We start from the raw sequence: 10913 nt of genomic DNA, 5'->3' as shown, positions 1-10913 counted from the left end.
GGAACAGGTCGCGCTGCGGCGGCTCGCGCAGCGCGAGCCAGGCCGCGCCGGCGACCGCGACGGTGCCAATGAGGCCCAGCAGCGGCAGGCTTTTCGCCACGGCCGGCTGTTTCATGAAGCCGGTCATGCGCGCCTTGATCGCGTCCATGCCCTTGGCGCCCGTGCCGCCAAAGCCGGAGGTCACCCCTGCGGGCAAAGCGGGCGCTGCGGTCCCGACGGCGGTGGAAAGTGCGTTCTCGCTCATCGTTTATACCGGCATGCTCATAATGTCCTTGTAGGCGGACAGGAGTTTGTTGCGGACTTGCAGAGTCGCTTCGAAGCTGACCGACGCCTGTTGCTTGGCCAGCATCACGCCGGCGATGTCGGTGGTTTCGCCACGCTCGAACGATGCGGCGGCCTCGCCAGCCTGGGCCTGAAGGCCATTGACCTGTTGCAGCGCGCTGCTCAGCGCCTCGGTAAAGGCGCCGGGCTTGCTGTCCTGAACGCCGCCGGTCGCGCCCGCGCCAGCGGCGGGGCCGGTCTGGGCGATATCGCGCAGCGCGGCGTTCTTTTGCAAGATGGCGTTGCGGATCGCCATCACGCTGTCCGTGGGGGAAATGCCGTTCATGTCACGCGCTCCTGTCAGGCAGCGGCAAGGTCACGCATCTCGGCGAGCCGATAGCGCAGGGTGCGTTCCGAAATGCCCAGCTTGCGCGCGGCCTCGGCACGGTGGCCGTCGGTTTCGCGCAGCGCCAGCCGCACCGCTTCCAGCTTGGAATGGCGGGTGAGGTCACGCAGCAATATGGGCTCGGCGGCGGCCGCCGGTGCCTCGGTGCCAGCGACAACGCGCAGCGGCTGGGGCGCGCCTGCCATGTGCAGGTCGCCGGCGTCAATCCGGTCGCCTTCGCGCAGCACCAGCGCGCGCTGGAGCACATTGCCCAGTTCGCGCGCATTGCCGGGCCAACCATGGGCGGCCAGCTTGTCGAGCGCGGCGGCGGTCGGCCAGACGAAGCCAGCCTTCGCGCCGTCCTGCTGGCGCAGCAGCATGGCGGCGGCGATCGCGGCGATGTCGCCACGGCGATCGGCCAGCGGGCGCAGTTCCAGCGCCATGACATTGAGGCGCCAGTAAAGATCCTCGCGGAACCGTCCGGCGGCGACTTCGGCGGCCAGATTGCGGTTGCACGCGGCGATGATGCGGACATTGACCGGCACCGGGTGCGTCGCGCCGACGGGCAGCACTTCGCCCTCCTGCAAGGCGCGCAGCAGCTTGGCCTGAAGCGCCAGTGGCAATTCGGCGATTTCGTCCAGGAACAGCGTGCCGCCATCGGCCGCCAGGAACAGGCCCTCGGACGACTGGGCCGCGCCGGTGAAGCTGCCCTTCTTGTGCCCGAACAGCATCGCTTCCATCATGGTTTCGGGCAGCGCCGCGCAGTTGACGGCGATGAAGTCATGGGCGGTGCGGCCGGACTGGGCATGAAGGAAGCGCGCCATGCCTTCCTTGCCGGTGCCGGTGTCGCCCTGGATGAGGACGGTGGCGTCGCTGCGCGCGACCCGGGCGGCGAGCGACATGAGATGCGCGCTGGCGGTATCGCCCACCGCCGGAACAGATACGGGCCTGGCGAGTTCAGCGATCAGGGCAAAGGCAAAGCCCATATCTTCCAGGGCAAAGGCGACGCGCGCCGGCAGGCCATTGGCGGCCGCCACCAGCGAAGGCGCGCCGTCGATCAGGTTGATGAGGATGTCGCGATGCGTGGCGTGACCGATCTCGGTCGCCAGCAGCACGCGGCGGCTGTCCTTCTCGCGCGGGCTTTGCGCGTCTACGATGCGGACAGTGTAGAATGCATTTTCGAGCCAGTGCTGCAGCCCGGGAACGAGCGCGCAGACCCCACGGCTCACGTCAAGCGATGACATGAACTTTTCCCACCTATTTGTCTGGCTTGTGCCCCCGCACGCCCCAGTCCCTTCGATGGTTAACTTTTACCCGGTCCGTGGTTATCAGATGGTTAACGCGGCAAATTTGTTGCCGGTCGGCGGCAAATAATTTCCGCCGCTGCCGCCCCTTGCCAGACTCTATACTATCGCGCGCGCGAGAAAGCCCCGAAAACCGGCAGATTCCAGAAAAATCGCATATCGCCCTAAAAGCCTCCCACGCCCCGCCGTTATCCCCTTTCGAGGCCGCAAGCAGCCTGATGGCAGCGACCTGATCGACACACGGAAAGGGAATATCATGACTGTTATCGGAACCAACACCGCGGCGCTGCGCTCGGCCAACGCCTCTTCGATGGCCAGCAAGTCGCTGAGCACCGCCATGGAGCGCCTGTCGACCGGCAAGCGCATCAACAGCGCCAAGGATGACGCCGCCGGCCTCGCTATCGCTTCGTCGATGACTGCACAGATCCGCGGCATGACCCAGGGCGTCCGCAACGCCAATGACGGCATCAGCCTGGCGCAGACGGCCGAAGGCGGCCTGGGCGAAGTCAGCAACATGCTGCAGCGTATGCGTGAACTGACGGTTCAGGCGCTGAACGGCACCAACGACGCCGACGCCAAGAGCAACATCCAGGCGGAAATCTCGCAGCTCGCCACCCAGATCACCGACACGCTGGCGAACACCGAATTCAACGGCACCAAGCTGTTCGACGGTTCGACCGCCACGGTCAGCATCCAGGCTGGCGCGAACGCCGCTGACACGGTCGACATCGACCTGGACGACGTCGCTGGCAACGCTGACGTGACCGCAGCGCTCGCCGTCGACGCTACCACGGCGACGACCGCCGACCTTGCCACCTTCGACGATGCGCTCAAGGCGATCGCGACGACCCGTGCGAACCTGGGTGCGGTGCAGAACCGCCTCGAATCGACGGTCAACAACCTGACCAACAACATCACTAGCCTGACCGACGCGAAGAGCCGCATCGAAGACGCCGACTTCTCGGCCGAAACGACCGCTCTCGCCAAGCAGCAGATCCTGAGCCAGGCGTCGACCGCGATGCTGGCCCAGGCCAACCAGAGCCAGCAGGGCGTGCTGAAGCTGATCGGCTAAGACTGACGAAATTGGACGGCTGAGGCCTTGGTCACCGCCAGCCGTCCAATGGAGCTTCCGGCGCATCAACAGTCCCCACCGCGCCGGCGGCGACACCTTCGATCGAACGACCTACTGTTTTGAAGCCTCCGTCCCCCCGGGCGGAGGCTTCTTCGTTTCGGGTGGGATACAAGTCTTGGCTCGATCGTTTTGCCGGTCCATGAGCCAGACCATGACCCAGATCGACCGCCGCGCGATGATCGCGGCCTCGGGCGCCGCCCTCCTCCTGCCCTCCATGCTCCAGGCACAAGGCCTGACCGGCAATCGCCCCACCCCCTTTTCCTGGGACCGACTGGTGGCGCAGGCGCAGCAGTTGACCCGCACCCCCTTCAGGGAAACCCCCGCCCATCCGGGTGCGGCCAAGGTCGACTATATCGCCCAGCATGAGGCGCGCTTTCGCGACGACCGCACCTTGTGGGGCGACCTTCCCGGCGACACAGGCATCCGCTTCTTCCCGCTGTCGCAATATTCGACCCAGCCTGTCAGCATCGCGACGGTCGAAAATGGCCGCGCCACGCCGCTCCGCTATGACGCCGATATGTTCGACGCGCCGGCGGGCAATGCGGTAAAGGCGCTGGGTCCCGATGCGGGCTTTGCCGGCTTTCGCATCATGAACGCGGCGCGGGACGGCGACTGGCTGTCCTTCCTGGGCGCCAGCTATTTCCGTGCGCCCAGCCCGCAAAAACAGTTTGGCCTGTCGGCGCGCGCCATCGCGATCAACACGAGCCTGGGCAAGGAGGAATTTCCCCGCTTCACTCATTTCTGGCTGGAGCGAACGGGCGAGAGCAGCGTCACCATCTATGCCTTGCTTGATGGCGCATCGATTACCGGCGCCTATCGCTTCGTCAGCCGATTGGGGGCCGATGGCGTCACGCAGGATGTGACCGCCGCCCTTTTCCCGCGTCGGCCGATCGAGGAACTGGGGCTGATGGCGATGACCAGCATGTTCTGGTACGATCAGGCGAACCGGGGCAAGGGCACCGACTGGCGACCCGAAATCCACGACAGCGACATATTGTCGATCGCCAGCGCCAACGGCACCGCACATGCCCGGCCGATCATCAACCCGCCTACCCCGCTGGTGAGCGCCTTTGCCGAAACCGATCCCAAGGGCTTTGGCCTGGTCCAGCGCGACCGCGATTTCGACCATTATCAGGACGACGGCGTCTATTATGACCGTCGCCCGACATTGTGGGCAAGCCCCTCGACCCCGCTCGGCGCGGGCGAGGTGCGGCTCTACAGCTTCCCGACCGACAGCGAATATACCGACAATGTTGTCGCCTATTGGACGCCCGCAGCATCGGCTACGCCCGGACGGCGGATCGATGTGGGCTATCGCGTCGACTGGAGCGCGGCGCGCGCCCCTGCGTCGCAAGCTCTGGGGAACGAGGTCGCGATCGTCCAGAATGTCTGGCGCGGACGCGGCGATGAAGAGGGCAGCGACCGGCTGGTCGTAGATTTTGCCGGCGTGGCCGATGGCGCAAAGCCCGACATCTGGACCGACATCAGCGCGGGCACGATGATCAAGACGGCGGGTTATCCTGTGCTGGGGCAACCGGGGCTTTATCGCATGGTGCTCGACCTCAAGCGCGAAGGGGCCGGGCTGGCCGATATTCGGGCGCAGTTGCGTCTGGGCGATCGTGCAATCAGCGAATATGTGCACTATCCTGTCGGTTCCTGAGCGGAACCGTTACGGACCCGATCGGTTCTGACGCTTTGGGTCAATAGGGAACGGGGCCGAAATCATGGACAAGGACGTCGCGCCGACGACCGACCCGCCGGTCGATGAAAAGCCCGTGCCGCGCGCCTTTGAACAGGTGCCGGCCGAAAGCCCGCTCGCCATGCCGGAGCAGGATTTCGACACGACGCCGCCGCTCATCGCGCGCCGCCGCTTCAATATCGACCTGTGGGCACGCCGCCTGCTCGTGATCGCGCTCACGCTGATCCCCGCCGCGCTGGCCGCCCACGACATGCGCCGCTCGATCGGGCTGGATGGCATCAGCGCGTTGGAGGGCGTCTATCTGGCTCTCTTCATTTCCCTCTTTGCCTGGATCGCTTTCGGTTTCGCCACGGCCGCCATCGGCTTTCTGTTGCTGACCGTGGGCAAGGGGCGCAGCGTCACCCCCCGCCCCTTGCGCGCGTCCGAACCGCTGCGTGGCAAGACCGCGATCCTGCTGCCGGTCTGCAATGAGGATTTTCTGGGCGTGCTCGGCCGGCTGTCGATCATGGAGCGCAGCCTGGCGCAGGTGATGGGCGGGGAACGGTTCGAATTCTTCATCCTGTCCGATTCCAACGCCGAAAGCGGCGAAACAGAAAAGCGCGCCTATCTGGAAATGCGCGACTCCTTTTCGCGCCCGGTCCATTATCGCCGCCGCGCGCTCAATATCGGGCGCAAGCCGGGCAATATCGCCGAATGGGTGACGCGGTTTGGCGGCGGGTACGACCATATGATCGTGCTGGACGCCGACAGCATCATGAGCGGTCAGACCATGGCGCGGCTGGCCGCCGACATGGAGCGGCACCCGCATGTCGGCCTCATTCAGACCGTGCCGACGGTGATGGGCGCGGCGACCCTTTTCGCGCGCTGGCAGCAATTTGCCAGCCGCCTGTTCGGACCGATCTCCGCCGCCGGCATGATCTGGTGGGCGGGCAGCGAAGGCATGTTCTGGGGCCATAACGCCATCGTGCGCGTGCGCGCCTTCGCCGAAAGCTGCGGCCTGCCCGAATTGCCCGGTCGCGCGCCCTTTGGCGGCCATATATTGAGTCACGACATGCTGGAGGCTGCATTGCTGCGGCGGCGCGGCTGGGACGTGCATATGGTGACGGCCGACGACAGTTTCGAGGAATTCCCGCCCTCCATGCCCGACCTGTTCACCCGCGACCGCCGCTGGTGTCAGGGCAATATCCAGCATGTGCCGCTGCTGATCCGCATCGCGGGCCTGCATCCATTGAGCCGGTTTCAGCTGCTGGTCGGAGCGACCGCCTATTGCACGTCGCCCATGTGGCTGGCGCTGATGCTGGTGGTGCTGGGCGGCGCGGCCAGCGGCACCTGGCCGCCGGCCGAGGTGCTGCCATCGGGCGCGCTGCTGGGCGTCACCGCGCTATTGCTGTTCGGTCCCAAAATTCTCGCCATATTCTGGGCGATGGCGGACCCGGCGCGGCGCATCGGCTTTGGCGGCGCATTGCGGATGACGCGCGGCGTGCTGGTCGACATCATCCTGTCCATTCTGATGGCGCCGGTCGCGATGCTGACCCAGACGATCAACCTTGTCACCATATTGATGGGGCGCAAGGCGAGCTGGAACGGCCAGACCCGCGACCGCGACGGCATGGCCATCGGCAGCGCGATCTGGTTGTTCAAATGGCATATCCTGCTGGGCGTCGGCCTGACCTGGCTGGCGGTCGAGGCAGGCGCGGTCGGCTGGACGCTGCCCGTCGTCGCGGGCCTGTTTGCAGCGCCCCTGCTCGCGGCGATCACCGCGCGCAAGGATTTGGGCATACGGGCGGAAAGAAGCGGTCTGTTCCAGGTCGCCGACCCATGGTGGCGCACGCAAAGCTATCGCCCGCTGCGATTCCGCTGGCCCAATGGCGAAAAGCGCCGCGCTATCGCGGCCAATGACGAATAGTCTGTAAACGCGCCCCGCGCCGATAGCAGGCGGAAACTGCGCCCTTCACTCGTCCCAGTCGCGCAGTTTTTCGCGCAGCTTGTCGAGCGCGGCCTTCTTGATCTGGCACACGCGCGCCGCGCCGATGTCCAGCGTCTGGCCGATTTCCTCCAGGTTCATTTCCTCGACGAAATAGAGTTGCAGCACCATCGCCTCGCGCTGGGGCAGTTCGCTGATGCAGGCGACCAGCGCCTTTTTCAGCGATTCGCGCTCCAGCACCTGGTCGGCGCGGTCCTCCACATCGGCGAACCACATGGACTGGTCGGAATAGACCTCATCCATGCTGGTGTGCTGGACCATCTCGACGCTGTCGGCGACCTCGCGATAGGCGGCGGGCTCCAGCCCCATCTCGCTCGACATTTCCGCCTCGGTCGGCAGCCGGCCCAACTGCTGCTCCAGCCGACCCCGGACCCCGGCAATTTCTTTCCGCCTGGCCATTGCCGACCGGCAAAGCGTTGCCTGCCTGCGCAAATGGTCGATCATCGCGCCGCGTACGCGCAGCTGTGCATAGGCGGCAAAGCCAAGCCCGCGATCCTCGAAACTATTCGCCGCCTCGACCAGCGCGACCATGCCGATCTGAAGCAGATCCTCGACTTCGATGGCGGTGGAAACACGGCCGTGGACATGCCAGGCGATCTTGCGCACCAGCGGCATATATTGGCGGGCCAGCCGTTCGGGGCTATGCTCACCAGGCTTGCCATAAGTGTGAGCGCCAACCGCGATCTTGTTCATATACATGACCTAGTTCCAGCTTCTTTCAAGCCACGCGTTCGCGCATCTGATCCCGCTTTGGCAGCGGATCATGGCGGGGCGTTGGCCGCGATTCATTGCCTACCACCGCAACCACTTCCACACCCTTACCGTCGGGAATTTCCAGGAAGGACAGCACCGGCGTTTCGGGCAGGTGCGGCTTGAACAGGCGGGCAAGCGCCCGCCGCGCGACGGGCGAGGTGACGATGGCGAAATTGCGCGCCTGGCCCAGCATCGGGCGGGCGGCGTTCACCACCTGCTCGACGATGCGGTTGGCAAGGCTCGGCTCGATCGGATGACGGGCGTCGCCCGCGACCCGCATCGCCTGCGCCAGCATCGCCTCCAATTCGCCATCCAGCGTGATGACCGGCAGCGGCATCTTCACGGGCACCAGCCCCTGAATGATGAGCGCGCCGATGCGCTGGCGCACCGCCTCGACCAGTTGCTCGTGGCTCATGTCGGGGCGCGCGCCATCGACCATCGCTTCGCAGATGCGACGGAAATCCTTGAGCGCGATGCCTTCGCTCAGCAGCGCGCGGCACAGCGCGCTGATCTGCGTCAGGTTGAGCAGGCCGGGCGTCAGCCCGTCGACCAGCTGCGGCGCCACATCCTTCAGATTGTCGAGCAGCTTGCGCGCTTCGTCCAGGCCGAACATTTCGGCCGCGTTCATCGCGATCAGCTGGTTGAGATGGGTCGCGACGACCGTCGGCGGATCGACCACGGTATAGCCCGCCACGACCGCTTCGCTCCGCTTGGCCTGCGCAATCCAGACTGCGTCCAGCCCAAAAGTCGGGTCCTTGGCCGGGCGGCCGGTGACGGTGCCTTCCAGCGCGCCACTGTCAAGCGCCAGCAGGTCGTCGGACCAGATTTCGTCCTCGCCCACGACGACGCCGGCGATGGTGATGCGATACTGGTTCGGCTCCAGCGCCAGATTGTCCTTCACCCGCACCATCGGCACGACGAAGCCCAGTTCCTTGGACAGCTGGCGACGGATGCCGGTGATGCGGGCCATGAGCGGCGCGCCCTTGCGCTCGTCGACCAGGGAGATGAGACCATAGCCGATCTCCAGCCCCAGGATCGCGCCGTCCGATACATCGTCCCATTCGATGAGCGCGGGATTGGGCGCGGGCGGCGGCGGCGCGGGTTCGGCGGCCTTTTTCTGGCTCGCCTTGCGCAATTGCCACGCGATCCCGCCGGCAACGGCAGCGGCGGGCAGGATAATCATGTGCGGCATGCCCGGCAGGATGCCCAGGAAGCCCAGGATCGCGGCGACCGGCACCCAGGCGCGGCCAGTGCCGAATTGTCCGGCGACCTGCGCCGACAGGTCCTGCTCGCTCTTGACGCGGGTGACGATGGATGCCGCCGCGATAGACAGCAGCAGCGCGGGAATCTGCGCTACCAGCGCGTCGCCGATCGCCAGGATGATATAGGTCTGCGCGGCCTCGCCCATGGCCAGGCCATGGCTGACGACGCCCAGGATGATGCCGCCGATGATGTTGATCACCAGGATCAGGATGCCCGCGACCGCGTCACCCTTCACGAACTTGCTGGCGCCGTCCATCGACCCGTAGAAATCCGCTTCTGTCGCGACTTCGGCGCGGCGGATCTTGGCTTCTTCCGGGGTCAGCAGGCCCGCGTTCAGGTCGGCGTCGATCGCCATCTGTTTGCCCGGCAAGGCGTCCAGCGTGAAGCGCGCCGACACTTCGGACACGCGGCCCGCGCCCTTGGTGATGACGACCAGGTTGATGATCATCAGGATGGCGAAGACGAAAATGCCCACGACATAATCGCCGCCGATCAGGAAATGGCCGAACGCTTCGATCACCTGCCCCGCCGCATCCGCGCCTTCATGCCCCGACACCAGCACCACGCGGGTCGAGGCGACGTTGAGCGCCAGGCGCAGCAGCGTCGCGAACAGAAGGACGGTGGGAAAGCTGGAGAAGTCGAGCGGCTTGGCGGCGTTCAGCGCCACCATCAGCACAGCGAGCGAGATCATGATGTTGGTGATGAAGCCGATATCCAGCATGACCGCCGGGACCGGCACCATCATGAACAGGACCACCATCAGGGTTGCGAACGGCAGCACAGCGCCCTTGGCGGCGCTCATCCAGATCTTCGCTTTGACTTGGGCAGGGGACATGGTCGGCCGTTACCTTCCGAGGGTGGCAAGCATGAGATAGGCAAGACGCGCCGTCTGCGGCTGCGGCCGGACGCTGACGTCGGGCTGTTGGCTCAGGCGCTGGGTTTCGATCCGCACATAATCGGCTGGCTGGACGGTCCGTGCGCCGCCCGGCAAGCTGGCGGCGGCGCCGGAGGCGTCCGCATATTGGACCGGGCCGCCCAGGCTGTCGGAGCTTTTCTGCAACTTGGCGGCGAAACGGTCGCGAATGTCCGAAAAGCTGCGGGCATTGCCCGACCGGTCGTAGAAGATCGACCGGTTGGCGCGCGCGGCGGACGGGAAGAGCGAGGCGGCGCTCGCATCGGGCGCGCGATCATGGACCGACAGGAATTTGGTCGCCCCGCCCACGCCCAGGAAATGCGCGAGATAAAGGTCGACCGGCTCGGCCTCCCGGCCCAGCTTCGATTCCAGATAGGCCTTGTTATCGGCGGCATGCTGCGCCGCCATCACCGAAGCGGTTTCGGGATGCTTGCGCAGATCGAGTATCTGCTGGCGCAATTGCGGATCGGACACATAATAGCGGCCATTGCTGCCCTGGCTGATCGCGTCCGAAGCCCAGCCCAGCCCATATTCGCTGCCATGCTTGTCGATGACGGCCAGCCAGCTCTGGTCGATGAACTGATAAAGGCCGGTGGCAGACGAGGTGGTTGCGCGCGCCGTGGGGTTCAGGCTCGACTCGATCTTGGCCTGACCCAGCAGATAGCTGAAGTCGACACCCGTGCGCCGGCTCGCCATGGCGATCGCGTTGGTGACGCGATTGCCGGTCGATCCGGAGGTTGCCGAAATGTCTGCGAATGCCGACACGATGCTCAAAATCCTCAATTGCTAGCGAGGACATTAGAGCAAGGCTTGTGCCAAGATTTGGTTAACGCGGCGGCAGGAAATCGACCCCGTCCGAACGAAAAACGGCGCCCGAAGGCGCCGCTTTAGCTTTAACGATGATTTTTTTTCAGCGGCCGTATGTCAGCGGCGCGGCGCGCGCGCCATGCGACGCCAGGATGGACAGGCGCTGGCTGGCATGATCGGCCAGCAGGTTGACCCGCACCCGTGCGCTTTCGATGAGCGGCAGCATCGCGCTGATACGCTCGACCACCGCCGGGTCGGATCGCCAGGCGCCAACGGCCCGCACCGCAGCAGCCGCGCGGCTCACCCGGTCGCTCGCCTGCTCGATCGCCGTCACGTCGCTGCCGGTCAGCGCGTCGCGCAAGCCGTCAAACGCGGTGAACAGGTCATCAAGGGCAGCAAGGCCAAGCGGCAT

General features: G+C 65.5%; 9 protein-coding genes and 1 pseudogene. 3 read left to right on the top strand and 7 right to left on the bottom strand.

Going from position 1 to position 10913, the window contains the following annotated elements; all coding sequences use genetic code 11:
- The 3 genes and pseudogenes from SAB01S_RS05565 to SAB01S_RS05555 form a co-directional block, all read right to left on the bottom strand.
- A pseudogene (locus SAB01S_RS05565) lies at window positions 1–244 on the bottom strand (flagellar basal-body MS-ring/collar protein FliF); the annotation flags it as partial.
- A gap of 3 nt (window positions 245–247) precedes the next feature.
- Window positions 248–607, bottom strand: a complete 360-nt coding sequence (gene fliE / locus SAB01S_RS05560; protein WP_021228780.1) for a flagellar hook-basal body complex protein FliE — start codon at window positions 605–607, stop codon at window positions 248–250.
- Between the two features lie 14 nt (window positions 608–621).
- Window positions 622–1890: a sigma 54-interacting transcriptional regulator gene (locus tag SAB01S_RS05555; protein ID WP_062732077.1), complete on the bottom strand. Its 1269-nt coding sequence runs from the start codon at window positions 1888–1890 to the stop codon at window positions 622–624.
- A gap of 316 nt (window positions 1891–2206) precedes the next feature.
- On the opposite strand from SAB01S_RS05555, the gene SAB01S_RS05550 reads away from it, so the two are divergent.
- From SAB01S_RS05550 to mdoH, 3 genes are all read left to right on the top strand, one after another.
- Entirely contained in the window at window positions 2207–3022 is an 816-nt protein-coding gene (locus tag SAB01S_RS05550; protein WP_021228782.1) for a flagellin N-terminal helical domain-containing protein, read from the top strand.
- A 211-nt stretch (window positions 3023–3233) separates the two neighbouring features.
- Window positions 3234–4742, top strand: coding sequence for an OpgD/OpgG family glucan biosynthesis protein (locus SAB01S_RS05545; protein ID WP_062732127.1), 1509 nt, complete (start codon window positions 3234–3236; stop codon window positions 4740–4742).
- A gap of 64 nt (window positions 4743–4806) precedes the next feature.
- Window positions 4807–6687, top strand: a complete 1881-nt coding sequence (mdoH, locus tag SAB01S_RS05540; protein ID WP_021228784.1) for a glucans biosynthesis glucosyltransferase MdoH — start codon at window positions 4807–4809, stop codon at window positions 6685–6687.
- A gap of 45 nt (window positions 6688–6732) precedes the next feature.
- Here the strand turns inward: mdoH and SAB01S_RS05535 are convergent, their stop codons facing one another.
- From SAB01S_RS05535 to SAB01S_RS05520, 4 genes are all read right to left on the bottom strand, one after another.
- Complete coding sequence (locus SAB01S_RS05535; RefSeq protein WP_062732076.1) at window positions 6733–7464, bottom strand: sigma-70 family RNA polymerase sigma factor; 732 nt, start codon at window positions 7462–7464, stop codon at window positions 6733–6735.
- Window positions 7465–7483: 19 nt separating this feature from the next.
- A complete protein-coding gene (flhA, locus tag SAB01S_RS05530) occupies window positions 7484–9616 on the bottom strand; it encodes a flagellar biosynthesis protein FlhA (protein ID WP_062732075.1) in 2133 nt (710 codons plus the stop codon).
- 9 nt (window positions 9617–9625) lie between these two features.
- Window positions 9626–10459 carry a lysozyme family protein gene (locus tag SAB01S_RS05525; protein WP_062732126.1) on the bottom strand — a complete coding sequence of 278 codons (834 nt, stop codon included), beginning with the start codon at window positions 10457–10459 and terminating at the stop codon, window positions 9626–9628.
- Window positions 10460–10604: 145 nt separating this feature from the next.
- Window positions 10605–10913 (bottom strand): hypothetical protein, encoded by a 309-nt coding sequence (locus SAB01S_RS05520; protein WP_021228788.1) that lies wholly within the window; start codon window positions 10911–10913, stop codon window positions 10605–10607.

Origin of the sequence: Sphingobium abikonense NBRC 16140, from assembly GCF_001598335.1 — a bacterium.
Taxonomy (GTDB): Bacteria; Pseudomonadota; Alphaproteobacteria; order Sphingomonadales; family Sphingomonadaceae; genus Sphingobium; species Sphingobium abikonense.
This window is presented reverse-complemented; position numbering and strand designations above follow the sequence as displayed.

Coding starts and splice junctions, on each gene's coding strand:
- fliE (WP_021228780.1), bottom strand. CDS start 607: ATGAACGGCATTTCCCCCACGGACAGCGTGATGGCGATCCGCAACGCC.
- SAB01S_RS05555 (WP_062732077.1), bottom strand. CDS start 1,890: ATGTCATCGCTTGACGTGAGCCGTGGGGTCTGCGCGCTCGTTCCCGGG.
- SAB01S_RS05550 (WP_021228782.1), top strand. CDS start 2,207: ATGACTGTTATCGGAACCAACACCGCGGCGCTGCGCTCGGCCAACGCC.
- SAB01S_RS05545 (WP_062732127.1), top strand. CDS start 3,234: ATGACCCAGATCGACCGCCGCGCGATGATCGCGGCCTCGGGCGCCGCC.
- mdoH (WP_021228784.1), top strand. CDS start 4,807: ATGGACAAGGACGTCGCGCCGACGACCGACCCGCCGGTCGATGAAAAG.
- SAB01S_RS05535 (WP_062732076.1), bottom strand. CDS start 7,464: ATGTATATGAACAAGATCGCGGTTGGCGCTCACACTTATGGCAAGCCT.
- flhA (WP_062732075.1), bottom strand. CDS start 9,616: ATGTCCCCTGCCCAAGTCAAAGCGAAGATCTGGATGAGCGCCGCCAAG.
- SAB01S_RS05520 (WP_021228788.1), bottom strand. CDS start 10,913: ATGCCGCTTGGCCTTGCTGCCCTTGATGACCTGTTCACCGCGTTTGAC.